Raw genomic sequence first — 20,867 nt, forward strand, 5'->3', positions numbered from 1 at the left:
TCTGTTAATTACAGTAGATAAGCGCTCTGACTTTAGCCGCAAGAGTTCTTGACACCAAAAGACCTTCTTGATTCTAGTTAGGTGGCTACTTAAAACGTTTCAATTTTAAATCGATCTGCGGATATATACCACAAGCGATTATTCAGTATAATTAAAAAAACTCTATTAGGGCATAGTATTTTTGCCAAATTGAAAGCAGTAAAGTTGGTTTTTTCATAAAAACTCTGGATTTTAGGTAATCTTCCGTTCAAATTCTAGATTAAAGCCAGAATTAAGCAACGACATGAGGATATACACGGAGTTATAGTGATATGTTAAAGTGACTATAATTGAAACAACAAAGTCAATCAAACTAACCCGTGCTACTATCCTGGTAGGGCATAAAATAGATAGAAACTTTAGTTTCGATTAAAATAAAACCTAAAGCTGTTTTTTATTCGACAAAAGACTGCCGCTGACTGAGGCTGAAGTAACAAACTCCCATGAGCGATCAAAATCCCTACGAAAAACTTGGGGTATCAGAAGAGGCTAGCTTCGATGAAATTCAGGATGCTCGTAATCGCCTATTCGAGCAACATAGTGGCGATGCCAAGCATTTAGAAGTAATTGAAGCGGCTTACGATGCGATTTTAATGGATCGCTTACGGATGCGCCAGGAAGGTAAAATTAAAGTCCCTGAGCGTATCCGGTTTCCAGAGTTGCGAGTGCAATCACCTCCTAAAGAAAGTCCAACACCTCGTGAGCAGTCACCTGCATGGCTACAACGGATGCTGGATCAACCGACATCTGCGGATATACTTTTACCAGGAGCTTGGTTCCTTGGTTTGAGTTCTATCAGCTTGTTTTATCCAGAGGGAGGCGAGCAGATTTTGCAGTTAGCATTGGTGGTTGGGGTAGGCACCAGTATTTACTTCCTCAATCGCAAGGAAGGTAAATTTGGCCGAGCAGTTTTGTTTACCCTGATAAGTTTAATCATTGGCTTAATTGCTGGGGGACTAGTTGCTAGCTGGCTCTTACCACAAATATCATCATTTACCACTCTGGGAACGAATCAGTTCTCTACTGTCGTAACGTTTATATTGTTGTGGTTGGTTAGTAGTTTTCTACGTTAAACCACTACCTGTAAGCAAGTTTTTATAAAGAATACATGGTTTATATGTGTTCTTCTCAAATAATCAAGTCAGGAGTCAGAATTGCTATTCTGACTCCTGCTTTAATTTATACGATTAATTAATTCAATCTGTGACAGCTACATAGCTTTTCTAGACAAGGTGTTTAGGTTTTAAGACTAAATCTACAGCAGCGCTGAAATCTTTAACAATTAAATCGGGGTGGTAAATTTCTAATTGAGTGCGATCGCGGATACCACATTCCACAGCCATCACCTTAATATCATAATTTTTAGCTGCGGTGATGTCGGCTTCGGTATCACCCACCATCCAAGTATCAGTAGCCAGAGGTAGTTCTTTTAATGCCCTAGCCATTAACAAGGGCTTATCTTCAATATCACGAGTTTTAACGTAGTCGTTACTCAAGCAATAACAACGATTTTCTGGGAAAAATCTCGCTAAATCGTGTTTTTTAAAAGCATAATCTAGTTCTCGAACTCGGCGCATAGTCATAACTGCCAAATCAATTCCAGCTTGTTGAATTTTTAACAGTGCATCCACAGCCCCAGGCGCGAGAGTGTCGTAGTTGAAATAAGCTTCTGTATGCACAGTTTGCCGCCGCAACTGGGCGAATTCTTGAGCTTGAGCTTCATCTAACCCGGAATTTAAGGCAATTTGTTTTTCAGGAACGCGCGATCGCTTTAACTGCCAAAATTCCGCTTTCGGAAGTTCTTGCACTTCTTGGTTTGGGCGACGGGTTTTCTCTAAGCAGAATTGATAAACACGGTAGTATCGTTCGGAAACATCAATAATTGGGCCGTCGAAGTCAGTAATCAGTCTTAGCATCGGCGGAAAAAGTTAATTTTTATTAAGTTTATCTCAGATATATGGCTATTTTTTGGCTGAATTTCAATTGATATTTTGTACTCAGGCATCATTGAAGAGTACCACGTTTAATTTGTTCGCTTTCAATGGCTTCAAATAAAGCGCGAAAGTTACCTTCGCCAAAACCTTTAGCTTGGGAACGGCGCTCAATAAATTCAAAGAAAAATGTCGGCTGTTCAAATATTGGCTGGGTGAAAATTTGCAGTAATAAAGGCGCGATTTGTTGTGCCCCGGCAGAAGTATATTCTTGCCAATCTACGAGAATTTCTTGTTGAGCGATCGCCTCAATTTCTAAAAGTGATAAAGGCAATCCTGGACGCTGTTTTAGCTGGGTGTAATAGGTTTGAGGAACTGAGAGTAAGGATAAACCACTGGCACGTAATTTAGCGATCGCACTTACAAGATTATTTGTCCGCAAGGCAAGATGTTGGATTCCCGGCCCCCGGTTGATATCTAAAAATTCTTGAATTTGGGAATTTCCGGAAGCTGGTTCATTAATTGGTAATTGGACGCTACCGTTGTGGGAAACCATCACCTGGCTGTGTAAACCAGAACGATTGGTTTTAATTTTAAAAGCCTGCTGGGGTTCAAAATCTAAAATATTCTCGTACCAAGCCACAGCACTTTCCAATTCACCAACTGCCACATTTAAGACTACGTGATCTATGGCAATAAAAGTGTTGTCATTTGTCATTTGTCCTTTGTCAAAAACCAATGACGAAGGACTACTGACAAATGACTTTTCTATCAATGTATGAGTCAATCCACCCCAAGCGGCAATTTTGCCACACTTGAGAAGTGCCGTACCTATTTGGCGTTCCTGGATGGGTTGTAGGATTGTAGCACCGTGTTTTTGAGCAAGTGCGATCGCAGCTTCCACATCTTCCACAGCAAAAGCGACATCTGCCACACCAGGGGGATATTTACGCAAAAACTCCGCTACTGGACTTGTGGGTAACAGTGGTGAAGATAGAAAAAAGCACACAGCACCGCTTTTCACCACTTCTGTACAAGTGTGAAATGAATTGCTGCGATCGGCTACTGGTTGAAAACCAAGATGGTGTACAAACCAATCCCGCCATACTTTCGCGTCTTCTACATAGAAATGAACGTGATCAATTTTCATAGATATTGAAAATCAAGCATAGCAGCTTATATATCTGTAAATTTTGCCTCTTTTGCTAGATTTTCATGTCCTTCCTAAGCAGGAATTATTTAGGCGAACTCCCACTCTAAAAGAACAGATGACTATCAGGTTGAATATTAATTTCCATTGGCACAGCTTGCGGTTCGGCAGAAAGGGCAAAGAAAATTGCATTGGCAGCAGTTTCAGGACTGAGCATTTTTTTTCGGTCTACTTTTAAGTTGACATTATCCCAGAAGGGAGAATCTACCCCACCAAAGTAGAATAGCGTGAACTTGATACCAAAACGCTTCAGTTCCTCTGCCATGCACTTGCTAAAACCGACAACACCAAACTTAGAAGCAGAATAAGCAGCTGCCATCCCCATCGAATGCTTGCCCAGAATTCCTACCACATTACAGATGTGACCAGACTTGCGCTTTTGCATCTCTTCAGCAGCCGCTTGAGTAGTGTAAAAGCTGCCTTTTAAGTTGACATCTAGCATTTTGTCTAAATCAGCAGGTTCCAGGCTATTGTAGGGTTTGAGTATACCAGCACCAGCTGCATTTACCAAAATATCGATTTGACCAAACTCAGCGATCGTCTTTTTTATCAAAGTATCTACTTGTTGGGGGTCAGTAATATCGGTGGGAACGGTTAAAACTTCCCCTGCTAAATCGGTAGCTAGTGTTGTTAAACGAGTTGCATCTCTCGCAGCTAATACCAACCGGACTCCGGTGGGCGCAAGTTTATGTGTTAAAGCTGAACCAATACCACCACTAGCACCGACAATAACGACAACTTTATCCTGCATTGTAATATTTATATTTCTTTACATCTGTTTACAGAATACTGGATTACAGGCTCAGGTTGTGCGTAAATATCTAGAAAATATCTATTCCCAGAGTAGTGCTGTTACCTCATATTCTTTCCCACTCGCTTTTAATGTAAATGTGGGAGACGATTTTAAATATTTAAGAAAACTAGAACCCAACTTTAATTTTTTGATAATTGAATTAGGAGATTCTCCGGTTATTTTCTGTAACTCTGAACCTAGCTTAGACACAGATAATTTAGTTGTAGGATAATTAATTTGTATATATTGAATAATTTTAAATAGTAATTCGTCTAATATTTTTTCATTAGATGTTTTCGTAAAATCCTCTTGTTTCTCTTGAATAGATTCTGTAAGTGAGTTATTTAAAATCGAAATCATTTTCTCAATTTCTGGGAAACTTGGATTATGTTTAATCTCGATTTCGCATTTTTCTTGAAATGAAATTGCCACATCCACCAAACTGTCTAATTTAGCATTGATTGACTCCTCTTCAATTTTTATTAAATGTTGAATTGTCTCAGCCACTTTTACTTTTTCAAAGGATGGAACTTCTGTTGTAACTGCTAAGGAATAATCAATTAATTTGCCAGTATTTCGATTGTCTATATGCAAATTTTGTCCTTGTCTACGTACCCAATAGACAATTAATCCCTGATTTTGAAGTTCGTTACAGAGGTGAATTAAAATTCCATCGCTAGAACAGACTAATATTTCTTTAACTCTTGGATAAGAGCGTAAGATAGAAGCGCCGAATGCAATCATTTTTGCATCAGCACTATTTTTCCCTTCAGGCACATGGACAAGTTGATAACCACGATTATATAGTTCAATATCTTGCTTCCCAATACTGGGGTTTTTCCAGTTAGCAAATGCAATTTTAACTTGGAGAGGAAATTTACAAATACTGGCTAAAAATAATTCGGAATTAATATCTAATTTTAAGTTTTCTGCATCCAAAAGTAAAAGAGATATTCCTATTTCTAACTTATCTTTAATATCATTTTTTTGCTGAATTTTTAAGAGCAACTGGCTGAACACAGAAGATTCTAGGCAATCAGGCGATAATATAGTTTGCAGCAATTCTTCAGCTAATATAAAATTAAAAGAGCCAAGACCTTGCTCTGTGATTTTTTCTTCTGACAGGTTTTTTACTAAAGAAAGTTCCGCCTCATCAGTATTAGATACTTTCGTATGTCCATTGCTGTTAGCAAGCAAGTCCATTTGCAGGGAACAAGGTAATGCAGACTCAAAAAATTGTTTGCCACAATTTTTGCAGAGGTAATTCTGTTGGTCATTGCAACGACCATTTTTATAATATGAAGTAGATTCGCACAGAGGACATTTCATCTTATGGTTCAGGTGGTCTAGGCAGATAGTTTTCTTTAAGTATATAGTATAAAAAAAGACTGTCAATGTCAGCCTGCATTGCCCAACCCAAGAAGACCTCAAAGTAAGCAAAAATTAAATTCAACCTTAATTTCTGCCTCCACTATGTCATAGACCTCTGAATAGCTGAAATTTTAGAAACCCTTCAACTAACGCGGGCGAAAACGTAGTCCCGGGTGCGAGAATCCACTGGGTTAGTAAAGATTTTATTCGTAGTCCCAAATTCAACCATTTGAGTAATCCGATTTTCATTACTATAAAAGAAAGCAGTAAAATCAGATAGACGAGTAACTTGCTGCATATTGTGAGTAACAATTACAATTGTTAATTCAGAACGTAAGTTGTGAATCAAATTCTCAATTTTCATGCTACCAGCAGGATCGAGGCCCGAACAAGGTTCATCCATCAACAATACGTTTGGTTTGACTGCTAAAGCACGGGCAATACATAATCTTTGTTGTTGACCACCAGAAAGCTCTAAAGCGGGTTTATGCAGCTTATTTTTCACTTCATCCCAAAGTTCAGCAGCTTTGATGGCAGACTCAACAATCCTATCTAATTCTACTTTTGGATGCCATCCAACTAATTTCACCCCATAAGCAACATTATCGTAAATGCTCATAGGGAAAAGATTAGGCTTGGGAAAAATCATACTAACTTGGCGACGCAAGCGATTGATGTTGACACGACGCTCATAAATACTTTGTCCATAAAATTCTACTTTTCCTTCAACCTTTACATCTGCTTCTTCTAATTCACTCATGCGATTTAACGATTTAAGAAAAGTAGACTTGCCACAACCACTAGAACCAATAATTGTCGTGACTTGGTTTTGGTAAATATCCATTGACACGCCTTCAACTATCTTTTGAGTGTCGTAATAAAAGCTGAAGTTTTTGACTCTGATGGCTGGAATTAGTTTACTCATATTCCCAAAACGGTGAAACAAAACTTAATTAAGTAAAACAGTACAAATCAACGCAGCTGTTTCACTATGTTACTCCTAAAAGGAGATATTCATGGAAATTACGTAGTTATACAGTAGTCATGCAGCAGATAAACTGCTAACAGATATTTATATAAAAGCTATATTTCAAAATTTCTCTCTTATAAACTTTTTATACCCTTTTTTCCTGCCTTTACTTACATGCCATCTTTATTATGAAAAAGGATTTGGTCTGGTTCGATTTAAAATAGTTATTAGGACTTACGCAAAATTATATGTGGTAGAAGCCATTTATGAATTTCTCCTATATGAAAATCTTTCTCTTAGTCCATTGTTTGCGTAAGTTCTGAGCTATGTAGAAATAAAAATATTAATATCATATACTCCTCATGGTTAATGAGGAGTTAGTTTATTTATAAAGATAAATTAGTAACTTTTTTAAAGTCCACTTTATGAGCATCTTATAACGCGAGATAATTCGACAAAAATAAATATAGCGGTTCCGAATCAGATGAGTTACAGAAATTTGTAGGGGTGCATAGCTATGCGCCCCTACTAGAACATACCTTAACCGAAACGCCCTGAAATATAGTCGCGGGTACGAGGGTCTAGTGGGTTGTTAAAGATTTGCTCTGTAGCACCAAATTCAACCATCTGACCAATGCGACTTTCGTCGGTGCTAAAGAAAGCCGTAAAATCAGAAACGCGAGCAGCTTGCTGCATATTGTGGGTAACGATCGCAATTGTCAAGTCAGACTGTAAACTATGAAGCAGTTCCTCAACTTTCATCGTGGCGATGGGGTCAAGAGCCGAGCAAGGCTCATCCATCAATAGAACTTTCGGTTTGACTGCTAAAGCACGGGCGATACACAATCTTTGTTGCTGGCCACCAGAAAGCCCTAAAGCTGATTTATCGAGCTTATCTTTTACTTCATCCCAAAGAGCAGCGCTGTGAAGTGCAGATTCAACTATTTCATCTAATTCCAATTTTGAATGTCTACCTGCTATTCTCATTCCGTAAGCAACATTTTCGTAAATGCTTATCGGAAAAGGATTCGGTTTTTGAAACACCATACCAATTTGACGGCGTAACCGATTAATGTTGACACGAGGATCGTAAATATTTTGACCAAAAAATTCTACATTTCCTTCAACTTTCACAGGCCCTTCTAATTCGCTAATGCGATTAAGAATTTTAATGAAGGTAGATTTACCACAACCACTAGGGCCAATAATTGCAGTTACTTGGTTTTGGTAAATATCTATTGATACCTTTTCAATTGCTTTGGTTGTGCCATAGTAAAAACTGATATTTTTAACTTTGATAGCTGGAATTAGGTTACTCATGCTTGCTCGAAGGTGCGAAATAAAAAATTATCAAAACATAATTCAGGATTCAAAAGTTAGAATGAATAATAGAAAACGGTGATTTAACAAATAGATTTAAAGATTTTACTAAAAATAGCAGTCATCAATTATTTGTGAAAATTACATGTCTCTTTCTTCTCTAACGAGATGCTGCGCGATTGCAGTTCGTTTTTTTATCTATATTTTTCACTACTCATTTAGGACTGCTATATGATATTTAGTGGTTTTAAACTAAGAGATAATTCAAAACAACTAATAATTAATTTGGATTGATGAAATCTGACTTTTAAATTTTGTATTCTTTTCATTTGATTCTTCTCTGTCTAATAACTAAACGAGAAATAATACTTACACATAAAATTAAGCCGAGTAGCACTATAGAAGTAGTCCATACTAACTGGCTTTTTTCTGGGTCAGGGTCGTTGTAGAGGTTAAAAATCAATACTGGTAAAGAAGCTGTTGGACTTAACAATCCTTCTGACCAATCTAGACTAAATAAAGCGGTAAAAATCAAGGGTGCTGTTTCCCCAGCAGCACGAGCGACAGCTAATAAAATGCCTGTAGTAATTCCGGGGATTGCAGTAGTAACAACAATACGAAAAGTAGTTTGGAAGCGAGTTCCACCTAAAGCAGCAGAGGCGAGACGTTGAGATGTGGGAATCAGTTTCAAAGATTCTTCTGTTGTCAGTATAATCACAGGTAGCATAATTACAGCTAAAGCGAAACCACCTGCGATCGCACTAAATCCTTTAGTTACTAAAACTATCACACCATAAGCGAATACGCTTACAACAATTGAAGGCACGCCTGTAAGAATACTGGTGACAAAACGAACAAAACCAGCAATTATGTTGCTTTGTCCAAATTCTGCTAAAAAAATTCCTGTCATAATCCCTGTGGGAATGCTTAAAATAGCACCAATTACCACCATAATTATGGTTCCTAGAATGGCATTCCCAAAGCCATTATCAATAACTGCTTTGACAAACATTTCTGATTTGAGTCCAGATATTCCCCTGATGAAAATTTCCCATAAAACTGATAATAAAGGAATGAGTGCTAGACCTGCGAAACCAAAAGCAATCGCATTCATTGTGTATGTAAATATTACTCGCTCTGTTGGCAGAGGACTGCATAATTCTGTCGCCAAAGATTTATCCGTTTCTGACTGAATATAACCACTCATAAGTTTTACAAGGTTTGATGAATAAAGGTTTTTCTAAATGATAAAGTGTTATTTATTTTTCCTACCAACCCACTTCACCAATAGTACAGCGCCAATATTTACTGCTAAAGTTAACCCAAATAAAATCAATCCCAAATAGCTTAAAGCACCTATATGTAATCCCGGTTCCGCTTCGGCAAATTCATTAGCTAATACAGAGGGAATTGTATAAGCTGGATCGAGTAAAGAAGCGCTGATTTGAGAAGAGTTACCAATCACCATAGTAACGGCCATTGTTTCACCTAAAGCACGTCCTAAAGCAAGCATGGCTGCACTCACAATTCCAGAAAATCCAGATGGTAACAAGACTCGAAAAATTGTTTCCCAACGAGTACCACCCAAAGCCATAGATGCACTGCGTAATTCTTTAGGAATAGCCATTAAAACATCACGACTAATTGCTGCCATTGTGGGCAAAATCATGATGGCTAGAATAATTCCAGCAGTCAACATATTAGTCCCAGAAGGATCTTCTGTGTTAAACAGTGGTATCCATTTAAACGTGCTAGCTAGCCATTTTTGTAGAGGTTCTAAAACTGGAATAAAGACAAAAATCCCCCATAAACCGATAATTACGCTAGGAATTGCTGCAATCAATTCAACAACAAATGCTAGGATAGTTCGCAGCGATGTAGGTAAAAAATTTTCACTGGTGACTAAGGCTACTGCTATGCCCACAGGGACAGCAAATAAAATAGCGATCGCACTACTTACCAAAGTTCCATAAATATAGGGTAATGCACCAAAAATCTGATTACCTGTATCCCAATCTTTTCCCCACAAAAATCCCAGTCCAAACTGCTTAATAGCTGGTAGAGCTTCGGATAAGATTACCCAACTCATCAAAAATAATACTGCAACAGCGATCGCAGCAAAAAAGTATACTAACCGTGTAAAACCTTGGTCAAACCAGAAATTTGTGCCACTAAAGCCAGTTAGGTTGAAACTTTCATCGCCTAGATTTGAATCATCTGATGAATTTGCCATTACAAATCAATAAAATAGATTTTTTATTACTACTAGAATGAATTTTTAACTACTTTAGTAGGAGAGAATATTAGTAATTCATCGCCCTATTCTCTCTTTTTAAAGGGGAATTTTAAAATCCCCCTTTTTAAGTGGGTTGGGGGATATTTTCTCTGTAAATCCTAAAGATTGCAAATTAAGGTTTGACAGAGCTATTTACTGTTTGAAGGACACGATTTGCCACATCAGATGGAATTCTGGTGTAGTTGAGGTCATCATTATACTGTTGACCATCTTTCAATACCCAATTAATCCATTTCTTAATCGCATCAGCTTTAGCAGAATTACCATACTGTTTGTAAACCATCATCCAAGTCAAACCGACAATGGGATAACCTTGTCCTGGATCTCCTACAAAAACGCGGTAATTAGCTGGAAAAGTGACAGTTGACAAAGCTGCATTTGCAGATTGTAAAGAAGGAGCAACAAATTCTCCTTTCTTGTTTTGTACTAGCGCTGATTTAAGCTTGTTTTGAACAGCGTAGCTATATTCTACATAACCGATTGAGCCAGGAGTACGAGATACTATAGCAGCTACGCCTGGATTCCCTTTGCCTTTGAGAACATTTGGTAGATTCCATTTTGGAGCAGTGTTAGCTCCAACTCTGCCTTTAAAATAACTGCTAATGGCGCTCAAATGATTTGTAAAAATGAAAGTTGTACCGCTACCATCAGCGCGAACAGCAAATTTAATTGTTTGATTTGGTAGATTAGTACCTGGATTATCAGCTTTAATTTTCGCGTCATCCCATTTGGTAATTTGACCTGAGTAAATTGCTGGTAATGTAGCGCGGGACAATTTGAGATTATTAACACCTGGAAGATTATAAACCACAGAAACTGCACCGCCTGCTGTGGGTACTAAGATTGCACCATTTTTGACTTTAGCGATTTCATCATCTTTCATTGCAGCATCGCTACCACCAAAGTCAACGGTTCCAGCGATGACTTGACGAATACCACCACCGCTACCAATTGCTTGATAGTTGATTTTCAAGTCTGGATGTTTCTTCTTCACTTCACGAGCATAACGTTCGTAAAGCGGAGCGGGAAAAGTTGCTCCTGCACCATTAAGAGTTTCGGCTTGTGCGATCGCACCAAAAAATGGACTAACTGCAATAGAAGTTGTCACCAATGAAGTAGCAACGACACGGTTCAAGATGGTGGTCGAAAAAATCATATTACCTCTGACTTGAAGGAATATTTTCCTGTTGTGATTACAGCCTTAATCAAGTTACATTTTTCATGGTTAACGATGAATAAACAACATATTAAGATGTGTTTAAATCTTAATTATAAAAATGTTTTTTATTGACATCTGAGTGTCTAGATTAGTTTAATAAAAATATGTTGATGAAAAATTTAAGTTTGATATAAATAATGGAGAGTGAGTAAATCACACAACTTTAAGATTATCTCTTCATGTAGAAAAGAGATAAAAAATCTGTATTTATAGGTGAATATCTGAAATTAAGTAGCAATCCTAAATTATTCGTTGTTAGGTTGTGCATTTACACAGAATCATAGAATAATATACTCAGGCTTAGGATAATCACTCACCCCATAAGCAGCTTTGATTACTGCTGCGACTTTTTCTTGCTCAATTGATTCAGTTGATATTTGTATTGATCGCCACTTCTCTCTATATAGATAGAAAGCATTGCCTGTTGTTCATCAGATAATCCAGTGATGATACGTTTTGGCATATATATTTTAAGTATAAAAATAGTAAATTAGATTGAACAAAATATTTGTTACGCAGTCACCTTTAGCCATCCCAAAATATCACCTACCGTCAACTGTAACCCCTGACAAAATTCTGGCACTGGTAAAACAGACTCAGTTTCCTCAAAAGGTAAAGGTTGTTGTCCCGCAGGGTAAGCAGCAATAAAGCGCTCATCAGGGTCAATTAACCAACCCATTTGAGTCCCGTGATTGAGAGCGTGTAAGATTTTTTTTGTAACTTTTGTATGGCTTTGTTCTGGGGAAAGAATTTCAATTATCCAGTCGGGTGCTGCGGCAAATGTATTGGCAATATCACCATTCTCGTCTACAGGAAGCCTTCCCCAAGAGAATACAGGGATATCGGTAACTATAGAACGTCCTGCAAAAGTGCAACGTAATTCTGGAAAAGCCCAACCCATCTTTTGGATTTTGATAACAGAATTGATTGTAGGACAGAGTTCTCCTTGAATAGTGCTATGTTTTCCTTGAGGCATAGGTTTTTGAATGATTTTACCGTCTATGTACTCGCAATACGGTTTAGTTTCTGGTAGTGCGAGAAACTCTTCTAGGGTCAATATCTTATTTGGTGTTTGTACCATGATTTTATTAGCTCTAGTTTATGATGTTTTTTACATAGTGAAGTATTAACTGAAAAGCATTTCCCTTATTCTAAAATATTTTTTCAATTTACTAATTCGCACCTAACTCAATTATTTAATGTTCGCTTGCGGCTACAATACAATACCAAAAGTATAAATAATCCCATTCCTGCCAGATATTTAATTGCATCAGGGATACTGGGATTAGGTGAAAAGAAGCCTTCGATTGTACCAGCAATTATCAACATTGGTACAATCCCAAATACTAACTGCACTGCTTGAGAACCGTAAAACTTTAGTGCATCTCCACGACGATATTTACCAGGAAATAAGATTGCTCTTGCTAATAAAAATCCTGCACCCCCAGCAAAAAAGATTGCGGGTAATTCCAAAGAACCATGCGGAAATACAAAGGCCCAGAAAGGATAAGCCAGATTATTTTGACCAACTAAAGTACCAACAGCACCAATTAATAAGCCATTAAATACCATCAAATAGGCTGTGTATAGCCCGACGGTAATACCACCGGCAACAGCACCAAAGGATACTGACAGGTTATTGATCGTAATACTACTAGATGCCAGAGGTTCAACACCGACAATTGACCCCATCCATAATTTATGCTCATCTCGCACCTTGGTAATCAAACTTTCAGGTACGATCAAAGCCATAAAGCTGGGGTTTTGCCAGGAATACCACCAAGCTACTAGCGCCCCTAGTAGAAACAGCGCTGTCGCAACAGCAATATATGGAAATGTTTTCTGAACTATAGATGGTAATCCCCATTTGTAAAATTCTAGGATTGCCTGCCATTCTTGTCGCCGCGAACCTTGGTAAATTTGCGTATAGGCACGAGTTGTTAAAGATTGTAAACTTTGTATCAAAGTATTACCGATTTGCTGGGTACGGGCACGAGCCAAATCTGCCGCTACTGAACGATATAAACTCGCTAACTCTCTAATTTCTGCTGCGCGTAGGGACTTTAAGCCTTTTTTTTCTATCTGCTTTAATAAGGCATCCAAACGCTGCCAATTTGGTTCTCGTCGCGCAATCCAACGTTGAATATTCATGAATTTTGGGAACACTGAGTTTAACTTAGCTTAAGATAGCCTCAAATTGAACTCCGTAGTTTCAAGGTAAATTTGCCATTATGTCTGAAAATTTTGGATCTTCCGGCCAGATACAACCACTGAGTGTAGGGAATGTTGTCAGTGCTGCGGTGCGGTTGTATCGTTCTCATCTGAATACTTATCTGAAATTGGCTGCGATCGCTCACTTGTGGATTATAGTTCCGATCTATGGCTGGGCGAAATATGCAGCCATCTCTGGACTAATTTCACGCTTGGCTTTTGGAGAATTAATTTACCAACCTGAAAGTGTCCACGATGCCAGCAGTCATATTAATCCTCGTCTGTGGTCATTTTTAAGAGTTGGTTTTCAAGTAGGTATATCTTTGCTGGTAGTTTATTTTGGATTGGCGATCGCAGGTGGTATTCTATCTGCTTTGTTAGTAGCTTTATTAGGGGGGATATTAGGTACTGCTGGTGTTATAGTCACAACCACATTGACAATAATTTTAATGGTAATTATTTTGTTGTTGGGACTAACGTGGTTCTACTCGCGTTGGGTTATAGCTGAGGTACCGCTAGCAGTTGAGGAAAATATTAATGGTGGCGAAAGTGTTTCTAGAAGTTGGGAATTAACTAAAGCCTCAGTACTTCGCATTCAAGGCGTTGTTTTAGTTGCTTTTTTCGTTACACTGCCATTACTGTTTGTATTAAACTATATACCTAGCTTATTCCTCTTAAAGCTTGAGCAAGGTTCTATTATCTACGGAATTGTGTATTTTATTTCTTGGGTGGGCAGCTTAGTAGGTGGAGTTTTAGTAATGCCATTCTGGCAAGCATTAAAAGCTGTTTTATACTTGGACTTGCGAACTCGGCGTGAGGGTCTAGGTTTACAGTTACGAAAACCTCCTACACAAGATTTTCGTTAGCTCAACACTTTGATTCAACTCTATATAATTTTCAATTGATTAAAATATGCGCTTTTTTAATCGCATCACATTCCAAACTCCAGAAAGTGTGGAGTTGGAATTTACTCTAGCGGGAATTGGAAATCGAGCTTTAGCACTGCTAATTGACTATACTGTGCTGGGTGTAACTTTGGTTCTGTTTGTCCTTACGTGGACTGTTTTCTCAACCCAGTTGATAAATTTTATTGAAGATACTTTTACAAATTTACCAAGTTTAGATATTTGGTTCTTAGCAATTTTCTTCATTATCGCTTTTGCAATTTACATTAGCTATTTTGTATTTTTTGAAACCTTATGGTTTGGGCAAACCCCTGGGAAACGGGTTGCTAAAATTCGCGTGGTTCGAGATGATGGCAGACTCATCGGGCTACAACAAGCAACTCTACGTGCCCTACTGCGACCCTTTGATGAGACGTTGTTTATTGGCGCTTTTTTAATTATGTTGGGTAGTCGTGAAAAACGCTTAGGTGATTTGGCTGCTGGCACAATTGTAATTCAAGCCGAAACACCCACTGCATCTGCAACATTGACGATTTCAGAACAGGCAAAGATACTTCACGAACAGTTAATTCCAATCGCCGATTTTTCGCAATTATTACCCGATGATTTTGCTGTTATTCGTGAGTATTTACAACGACGATCTACAATGTCATCAAAAGCAAAAGCCTCACTATCTCTAAAGTTAGCTGAGCAAGTAGTAGCTATTATTAATTTAGAAAAGTTGCCAGAAGCTGTGACACCTGATGTATTTTTAGAAGCTGTTTATCTCGTTTATAAACAACCGGAATTTTAGGCTAGAAATTTTATTTAGAACATTGACAAAAAGCTAGGTTTACCTAAAAGACAAAATCATAGAATTTATCTTTAAGCTTATTTTCTCTGCTATGTGTACAACTAGCTGTCCATTTATTTATATGTGCAGAAATTTGACAAACTTAGATTTGCTTGGGGACATCCAAAAATTAAAATACTCAATTCTGTATCCAATACGACTATCCGATTTCTTCTCCCCCTGCTTACCAAAGCGATTGATTCTTTTTTTATTTGGAAGCTTCTTAGCATCTTCTTTCATTAACGCGAAAATGGTTTATATCTAGCTGATATCGCCTAATATCATTTCACTTTAAGATTTATACATATATATATGGGTATATAGGCAATCTGAGAAAAGTAAAATAAAAATGTATCATGATTTATGAATAAATACGGAAATTGTGTTTAGTCTTTTGTAGTTATATAATTTATTTTTATTGAAAAATAAAATAAGCATCTGTCTAAAGAGGTATTTTTTTAGGTTGACTCTTTTTGCAAGCATTTTTTAGAACTAGTTATGCAAAAATGATTTTTGTTACTAGATAAATTTCATACGCATTATGCCAAGAAAAATGCTGACTGTGAAATCGCCTACAAAAGGCTATTTTCTCAAGGAGATGAAGCGAATGAACTTTTGGATACAATTTGTACTGTTGATAATAAAAGTCAAAATTATATTCCACCTACCATAGCAGCCAAGCTAGCAGAGCGGATGGACAGCCTAAAATTGAGCGATTTGCACCGCAAAGAGCAAGAATCGCCAGCAAATTAGCACTGTCCTCAATATCGCTAAAAGTACTGTAAGTTTCTATGCCAATAATATTTTTTCTAGACTTAGTATATCTACTTGGTTTTGGCTTGTACATCTGTGACGAGTGCGATCGCGCCTGTGATTTATACTCTTTTAGGTAATTATTAAGTACTACACATTAGATAAGAATCATGAATTTATTGGATCAGGTATTACAAATAGCTCTAGAAAGCAGGAAAAGTCCTCATGAAATACTAAAAGAAAACCTAGACAAACTCAATGATGATTTTGCTGATGAGTTGCAAACTTGGGCAATCGATCAACTGTCTAAAGCAAAGTTAGAAGAAAAGGGAAAATTTGCCCAATTTATCGCAGTATTTAGTCGGTTTATGTTGTCTTTTCCTCTAGGTAGTCAAGCCAGTAATACAGAAATAGCTATTGCTGGCTATCAAGTATTACTAAAAACCACCAATGGCGGCCAAGACTGGGCATGGATTCAACATGAACTCGGCTGTGCTTACAATCGCCGAATAAGGGGTGAGGCAGGGGAAAACTTGGAACTAGCGATTGAGGCTTTCAATTTAGCTTTGGAAGTCCGCATTCATGAAGCTGATAATAAACTATGGGCAAGCACACAAAATAATCTTGGTATAACCTACTGTCACAGAATCAGAGGAGATAAGTATGATAATTTGAAGCAAGCACTTAAAGCTTTTAATTCAGCTTTAGAAGTCTACAAAGATAAATATTTTCCTGATGAATGGGCGTGGACTCAAAATGAAATCGGGTATGCTTATCTGAACATGGAAAAGGGAGATAAAGCCGATAATTTAAAACAAGCAATTAAAGCTTTTAATTCAGCTTTAACAGGCTATACTCGTGATAAGTCTCTTGAAGACTGGGCAAGAACTCAGAACAACCTTGGTAATGCTTATCTTCAGGCGGGAGAGATTGAAGAAGCAATTGATGCTTTTAATTCAGTTTTAAAAGCCTTAATGGATGATAACCATATTAGTCAACAGGCTAGAATTAAAAATAATCTTGGTAGTGCTTACCTACAAAGAACACAACGAAATAAAGAAAAAAATCTGAAGTTGGCATTTAAGGCTTTTAACTCAAATTCGCATAATCTTGGTAGTGCTTATTTACAAATAGCACAACAAGATAAAGAAAAAAATCTGAAGTTGGCATTTAAGGCTTTTAACTCAAATTTGCAAGTTTATAACCGTGAGGATTTTCCCGAAGAGTTAGCAATAACACAAGCTTATATAGGATACATTTACAAATGCACTAATAAAAATGAAGAAGCATATAAAGCTTTTAATGTTGCCATTGATATTACAGAATACATGCGAAGTGAGATAATTTATGGTTCTGATATTGAAGTAGATAAACAAAAATTGGCTGAAAAATGTAACTTTTATTACCAAAGTATAATAGAAGTTTGTTTAAAACTAGGTCTAAAGCAGCCTGAGTACTTTGCCCGTGCTATAGAATATGCAGAACATAGTAAAGCTCGTAACCTTGTTGAACTCCTAGATAACAAAAGTTTATATCCCCAAGAAAAACTATACCGCGACTGCAATCAAGAAGATTATGAAAAACATTGCAAAAATCTTGATGATTTACGAAGAAAAATTTCAAGTGCATATCGGCAAAAAGAAGGTAAGGAAGCGTTAATAAAAATTGGAAAAGAATTAAAGAAACCGATAAAAGAAATAGAACAAATCATAGATGGCATCAACGAAAAATTAAAAGATTTGAGACGAGAACGGGATGAAGCTCTGAATGAAATTAGCAAAATAGATCCAGATTTTAAATTTACTCAGCAAGTTAGTAAGATATGTTTTGAGGAGATTCAATCCCTTATTAAAAAGGGTACTGCAATCGTCGAGTGGTATATAACTAATAATAAAATTATTACTTTTATTATCACACGTAATGAAGAGCAGCAGAGTAAACAGCCGCCTCTTTTTTGGACATTCTCATCCGATAAAGACTTAGACAAATTAAAAAAATGGTACAAAGAATATTTGATGATGTACTACGCATCAGAACAAAAAGAGAAGTTTAACAGCGAACTGACTGGCCGTTTGGGAGAATTAGCAAAGATTTTACATATAAAGGAAATCTTATCTCCGATTGCTAAAACCTGTAATCGATTGATATTAGTCCCCCATCACTTCTTGCACTTGTTGCCATTACATGCGCTACCTTTTCCCAAAGAACAGGATAAATGCCAACAACAGGATGAATGCCTTTTAGACACATTTCAGGGAGGCGTAAGTTATGCTCCTAGCTGCCAATTGTTGCAACGAAGTCAAAGACTGCAACGTACTGAATTCAACAATTTGTTTGCTGTCAAAAATTCCAAAAATAATCTGCATTACGACGAGTTAGAAGTTGATGTTATCAAATCATTTTTTGCCCCTCAAGATAAATTCAAAAACGAAGACATTGACGAAGATACTCTCAAAAAAAGTGAGAAGTTGCATTCATCTCATTGTTGCCACTTCGCCTGTCATGGTGAGTTTAATTTGGCATCTCCCCTAGAATCAGCACTGCTACTACCCAAAAATTCAGAACGCAAATCCTCAGATAAAAATGAGAAACAAGAAGAAGATGGAAGACTTACCCTAGCCGAAATTTTTGGACTCACTCTCGATAAATGCCGCCTTGTCACTCTCTCTGCCTGCGAAACAGCGATGGTAGACCCTGATAGCATCAGTGATGAATACATCGGATTGCCCAGTGGCTTTCTGGTTGCAGGTAGCCCCAGCATCGTCGCTAGTTTTTGGGCAGCGGATGACAAATCCACAGCCATTTTGATGATCAAATTTTACGAAAACTTAAGTAAGCATAGGGAAGAGAGAAAACATAGAAAGGAGTTGACCCAACTAGAAGAAGGCGCAGTAGCCATTGCACTTAACCAAGCTCAAATTTGGTTGCGGGATTTGACGAAAGTGAAATGGGAACAGTGGATTGAAGAATCGTCTCTTGGTCTTACATATAAAATATCTCTACCAGCCTATTTTCCTTCGCAAGCTCAGGGTGAAAAACAGTCTTTTTGCGAGCCTTATCACTGGGCTGCATTTTGTGCCATCGGTCAATAAAGGAATAAACGAATGAATTTTTTGCACAATCAATTTATCCAAGTTTTTACGGAAATCGAACAAAACTACTCTACACTTTTTACAGAAGAGGATCGTGCCTCTCTAGCAGAGTTACGAAAAAACCTGCTTGAGCAACAATCACTTGAACAACAATCAGATGCAATAGCTCGATGGTGTCAAGAACGTCCCCAAATCTATAATCAAATTCAGAATGCGCTTCGCAAACTACAAAACAATAGTTCTTCAGCTAGCCGGGGGGCGGGAGGATATACACAAGAACCAAATACATTTGAATCGCTAAATAATATTGTTCGCCCAAGTGAACCCTCCTCTCAGGACAAACCATCATCTCAAAGCGAACCTTCCTGTCAGGACAAACCATCATCTCAAAGCGAACCCCCCTCTCAGTCCTAATTACCCAAGCTAAGAAATGAGTGAAATAACCTCAGTTGAAAAGCCAAAGCAGCCAATATTCACGCTCTCTCTCTACGCTTACCATCTGCGTACTGACATTAGTAAAGGGCCAGATAATACTTGGAAAGAGGCTGAAAAACTTTGGGAGGATTTAGTAGAACTAGGAAACATTCTCCATATCTCTGCACTGCAAGACCTGAAACAGGAACTAATTTGCTATCAACAAGGTAAGTATAATACTGATGCAGAAAACCCATTAAAAGTTAATGAACAAAACTTACTTCGCTCGTCGAAGGACGGCACTTTATATTTCAAGTTCCGATTAACAGAATACAAAGATGAACTAAAAGGCTCTCTTTCACCCTGGCTGCTTCATGATACTTACTTTATTGATCTCACCCTGTTCTGTAATTCCTTAGAGCAACTAGTACAACTTCTTAATCTGAGAGGGCTCTTGCTGCTTAAATCTATCAAGGCATCTATAGGGCAAACTCTATTCATATATGCTGAAATTCCAGATTATAGTCATAAAGAACTACAAATAATAGCAGATGATTGTGTTGTTAAACTCTTTGGTAATCAAACCCCACCTTCACTAACTGGTCAATGTAAGCTACTAGGCAACCCAATTTTTGAATATAAGACGCGGGAAACAGAGCCATCCAAACAACACCACATCTTAGTTTGGTTGAGAAATCACAAAACTTGTAAGAATACTTATCAAGTCTCTAAAAAGTTAATGTATTTTTTTTGCAATTACCACAAAATATTATATGCCTATAACAACAGTAAATCACGTTTTGAGAAAGCAGAAAAACTCTACAGCACACTAGAAACAAATATCGAAGATTTTGAGAAAATTGCAATATCAAATGATAGGTCTAAACAACTAAAAGATTTCAAAGAATTGCTACTTCAACTACCTACAAAAGCAATTGAGTACTCAAAACTTCTACGGAATTTAGCAGATGACGAGAATACGATCGCAACCAATATTCAAAATTACGAATCTCTTTTCAACGAACTGAGGAAATTACAGGATAATGATTTATCTTTCTTACAAGACTTTATAGACGTAACCAAAAATCTGTATATAGCTCAAATCCAAGTCTATCATCGGCATTTAGAACCTGGCACTAGGTTATTTCAGCAGTTGATTGATACAATTCGTGATATGGTAGCAATTTACCAAGCTGAACAGGAAGATAAGGCTCAAAAAACCAAAAAAGAATTAGAAGAGGCTGCTCAAGAACGGGAAAAACGATTAGAACTAGTAATTACCTTAGTGGGTACTGGCTTCGCTGTCAGTAGTGTTTCTGCTGCCGTTATGCCTAATCCTAGTAAATTCGTTAACCAAAATTGTACTGCCAATTTCCTATTTGATATGATATTTCATATACTAATCGGTAGTATTTTTGCAAGTCTTATAGGTTTAATTGCTTGGAATAAGATTATTAATAAGACTAAGTTAGCTTCTAATAATACTGAAAAAGTAACTCATGATAATTAAT

The 20,867-nt window shown here is 37.3% G+C and carries 20 protein-coding genes; 8 read left to right on the top strand and 12 right to left on the bottom strand.

Annotated elements, in window-relative coordinates:
* The first annotated feature begins 482 nt into the window (after positions 1 to 482).
* Positions 483 to 1,112 carry a CPP1-like family protein gene (locus RMZ41_RS01355; RefSeq protein WP_322639732.1) on the top strand — a complete coding sequence of 210 codons (630 nt, stop codon included), beginning with the start codon at positions 483 to 485 and terminating at the stop codon, positions 1,110 to 1,112.
* A 150-nt stretch (positions 1,113 to 1,262) separates the two neighbouring features.
* Here RMZ41_RS01355 and RMZ41_RS01360 read toward each other — a convergent pair whose 3' ends face one another.
* From RMZ41_RS01360 to RMZ41_RS01415, 12 genes are all read right to left on the bottom strand, one after another.
* Positions 1,263 to 1,955, bottom strand: a complete 693-nt coding sequence (locus RMZ41_RS01360; RefSeq protein WP_322639733.1) for an HAD family hydrolase — start codon at positions 1,953 to 1,955, stop codon at positions 1,263 to 1,265.
* A gap of 88 nt (positions 1,956 to 2,043) precedes the next feature.
* Positions 2,044 to 3,120, bottom strand: coding sequence for a 4-hydroxyphenylpyruvate dioxygenase (hppD, locus tag RMZ41_RS01365; RefSeq protein WP_322639734.1), 1,077 nt, complete (start codon positions 3,118 to 3,120; stop codon positions 2,044 to 2,046).
* Between the two features lie 106 nt (positions 3,121 to 3,226).
* Positions 3,227 to 3,931 (bottom strand): SDR family oxidoreductase, encoded by a 705-nt coding sequence (locus tag RMZ41_RS01370; protein WP_322639735.1) that lies wholly within the window; start codon positions 3,929 to 3,931, stop codon positions 3,227 to 3,229.
* Positions 3,932 to 4,012: 81 nt separating this feature from the next.
* On the bottom strand, positions 4,013 to 5,302 hold the full coding sequence (locus RMZ41_RS01375; protein ID WP_322639736.1) for an NYN domain-containing protein: 1,290 nt from the start codon (positions 5,300 to 5,302) through the stop codon (positions 4,013 to 4,015).
* Between the two features lie 184 nt (positions 5,303 to 5,486).
* The gene (locus RMZ41_RS01380; RefSeq protein ID WP_322639737.1) at positions 5,487 to 6,269 is read right to left on the bottom strand and encodes a phosphate ABC transporter ATP-binding protein; all 783 of its coding nucleotides are present in this window, start codon (positions 6,267 to 6,269) and stop codon (positions 5,487 to 5,489) included.
* 585 nt (positions 6,270 to 6,854) lie between these two features.
* Positions 6,855 to 7,634, bottom strand: a complete 780-nt coding sequence (pstB, locus tag RMZ41_RS01385) for a phosphate ABC transporter ATP-binding protein PstB (protein WP_322639738.1) — start codon at positions 7,632 to 7,634, stop codon at positions 6,855 to 6,857.
* Positions 7,635 to 7,959: 325 nt separating this feature from the next.
* Entirely contained in the window at positions 7,960 to 8,841 is an 882-nt protein-coding gene (gene pstA / locus RMZ41_RS01390; RefSeq protein ID WP_322639739.1) for a phosphate ABC transporter permease PstA, read from the bottom strand.
* A gap of 48 nt (positions 8,842 to 8,889) precedes the next feature.
* On the bottom strand, positions 8,890 to 9,867 hold the full coding sequence (pstC, locus tag RMZ41_RS01395) for a phosphate ABC transporter permease subunit PstC (protein ID WP_322639740.1): 978 nt from the start codon (positions 9,865 to 9,867) through the stop codon (positions 8,890 to 8,892).
* Between the two features lie 175 nt (positions 9,868 to 10,042).
* Positions 10,043 to 11,086 (bottom strand): phosphate ABC transporter substrate-binding protein PstS, encoded by a 1,044-nt coding sequence (pstS, locus tag RMZ41_RS01400; RefSeq protein WP_322639741.1) that lies wholly within the window; start codon positions 11,084 to 11,086, stop codon positions 10,043 to 10,045.
* Between the two features lie 397 nt (positions 11,087 to 11,483).
* Positions 11,484 to 11,612 (bottom strand): hypothetical protein, encoded by a 129-nt coding sequence (locus RMZ41_RS01405; RefSeq protein ID WP_322639742.1) that lies wholly within the window; start codon positions 11,610 to 11,612, stop codon positions 11,484 to 11,486.
* A gap of 48 nt (positions 11,613 to 11,660) precedes the next feature.
* Complete coding sequence (locus RMZ41_RS01410; protein WP_322639743.1) at positions 11,661 to 12,230, bottom strand: Uma2 family endonuclease; 570 nt, start codon at positions 12,228 to 12,230, stop codon at positions 11,661 to 11,663.
* A gap of 107 nt (positions 12,231 to 12,337) precedes the next feature.
* On the bottom strand, positions 12,338 to 13,300 hold the full coding sequence (locus RMZ41_RS01415; RefSeq protein WP_322639744.1) for a stage II sporulation protein M: 963 nt from the start codon (positions 13,298 to 13,300) through the stop codon (positions 12,338 to 12,340).
* Between the two features lie 80 nt (positions 13,301 to 13,380).
* Here RMZ41_RS01415 and RMZ41_RS01420 point away from each other — a divergent pair, with 80 nt between their 5' ends.
* From RMZ41_RS01420 to RMZ41_RS01450, 7 genes are all read left to right on the top strand, one after another.
* Positions 13,381 to 14,226, top strand: coding sequence for a hypothetical protein (locus RMZ41_RS01420; protein WP_322639745.1), 846 nt, complete (start codon positions 13,381 to 13,383; stop codon positions 14,224 to 14,226).
* 46 nt (positions 14,227 to 14,272) lie between these two features.
* Positions 14,273 to 15,058: an RDD family protein gene (locus tag RMZ41_RS01425; RefSeq protein WP_322639746.1), complete on the top strand. Its 786-nt coding sequence runs from the start codon at positions 14,273 to 14,275 to the stop codon at positions 15,056 to 15,058.
* Positions 15,059 to 15,610: 552 nt separating this feature from the next.
* Entirely contained in the window at positions 15,611 to 15,850 is a 240-nt protein-coding gene (locus RMZ41_RS01430) for a hypothetical protein (RefSeq protein ID WP_322639747.1), read from the top strand.
* Between the two features lie 13 nt (positions 15,851 to 15,863).
* Entirely contained in the window at positions 15,864 to 15,950 is an 87-nt protein-coding gene (locus RMZ41_RS01435; protein WP_409874712.1) for a hypothetical protein, read from the top strand.
* Between the two features lie 466 nt (positions 15,951 to 16,416).
* Positions 16,417 to 18,942 carry a CHAT domain-containing protein gene (locus RMZ41_RS01440; protein WP_322639748.1) on the top strand — a complete coding sequence of 842 codons (2,526 nt, stop codon included), beginning with the start codon at positions 16,417 to 16,419 and terminating at the stop codon, positions 18,940 to 18,942.
* Positions 18,943 to 18,954: 12 nt separating this feature from the next.
* On the top strand, positions 18,955 to 19,356 hold the full coding sequence (locus tag RMZ41_RS01445) for a hypothetical protein (RefSeq protein WP_322639749.1): 402 nt from the start codon (positions 18,955 to 18,957) through the stop codon (positions 19,354 to 19,356).
* A 16-nt stretch (positions 19,357 to 19,372) separates the two neighbouring features.
* Positions 19,373 to 20,866 (top strand): hypothetical protein, encoded by a 1,494-nt coding sequence (locus RMZ41_RS01450; RefSeq protein WP_322639750.1) that lies wholly within the window; start codon positions 19,373 to 19,375, stop codon positions 20,864 to 20,866.
* The last annotated feature ends 1 nt before the right edge of the window (position 20,867 follow it).

It is taken from the genome of Nostoc sp. DedVER02 (genome assembly GCF_034530675.2).
Classification (GTDB): domain Bacteria; phylum Cyanobacteriota; class Cyanobacteriia; order Cyanobacteriales; family Nostocaceae; genus Nostoc.

What these genes read in the sequence shown, in the direction of transcription:
- RMZ41_RS01420 (WP_322639745.1), top strand. Translation starts at nt 13,381, where the DNA reads ATGTCTGAAAATTTTGGATCTTCCGGCCAGATACAACCACTGAGTGTA.
- RMZ41_RS01375 (WP_322639736.1), bottom strand. Translation starts at nt 5,302, where the DNA reads ATGAAATGTCCTCTGTGCGAATCTACTTCATATTATAAAAATGGTCGT.
- RMZ41_RS01355 (WP_322639732.1), top strand. Translation starts at nt 483, where the DNA reads ATGAGCGATCAAAATCCCTACGAAAAACTTGGGGTATCAGAAGAGGCT.
- pstB (WP_322639738.1), bottom strand. Translation starts at nt 7,634, where the DNA reads ATGAGTAACCTAATTCCAGCTATCAAAGTTAAAAATATCAGTTTTTAC.
- hppD (WP_322639734.1), bottom strand. Translation starts at nt 3,120, where the DNA reads ATGAAAATTGATCACGTTCATTTCTATGTAGAAGACGCGAAAGTATGG.
- RMZ41_RS01450 (WP_322639750.1), top strand. Translation starts at nt 19,373, where the DNA reads ATGAGTGAAATAACCTCAGTTGAAAAGCCAAAGCAGCCAATATTCACG.
- pstS (WP_322639741.1), bottom strand. Translation starts at nt 11,086, where the DNA reads ATGATTTTTTCGACCACCATCTTGAACCGTGTCGTTGCTACTTCATTG.
- RMZ41_RS01380 (WP_322639737.1), bottom strand. Translation starts at nt 6,269, where the DNA reads ATGAGTAAACTAATTCCAGCCATCAGAGTCAAAAACTTCAGCTTTTAT.
- RMZ41_RS01405 (WP_322639742.1), bottom strand. Translation starts at nt 11,612, where the DNA reads ATGCCAAAACGTATCATCACTGGATTATCTGATGAACAACAGGCAATG.
- pstC (WP_322639740.1), bottom strand. Translation starts at nt 9,867, where the DNA reads ATGGCAAATTCATCAGATGATTCAAATCTAGGCGATGAAAGTTTCAAC.
- pstA (WP_322639739.1), bottom strand. Translation starts at nt 8,841, where the DNA reads ATGAGTGGTTATATTCAGTCAGAAACGGATAAATCTTTGGCGACAGAA.
- RMZ41_RS01410 (WP_322639743.1), bottom strand. Translation starts at nt 12,230, where the DNA reads ATGGTACAAACACCAAATAAGATATTGACCCTAGAAGAGTTTCTCGCA.
- RMZ41_RS01445 (WP_322639749.1), top strand. Translation starts at nt 18,955, where the DNA reads ATGAATTTTTTGCACAATCAATTTATCCAAGTTTTTACGGAAATCGAA.
- RMZ41_RS01360 (WP_322639733.1), bottom strand. Translation starts at nt 1,955, where the DNA reads ATGCTAAGACTGATTACTGACTTCGACGGCCCAATTATTGATGTTTCC.
- RMZ41_RS01425 (WP_322639746.1), top strand. Translation starts at nt 14,273, where the DNA reads ATGCGCTTTTTTAATCGCATCACATTCCAAACTCCAGAAAGTGTGGAG.
- RMZ41_RS01370 (WP_322639735.1), bottom strand. Translation starts at nt 3,931, where the DNA reads ATGCAGGATAAAGTTGTCGTTATTGTCGGTGCTAGTGGTGGTATTGGT.
- RMZ41_RS01415 (WP_322639744.1), bottom strand. Translation starts at nt 13,300, where the DNA reads ATGAATATTCAACGTTGGATTGCGCGACGAGAACCAAATTGGCAGCGT.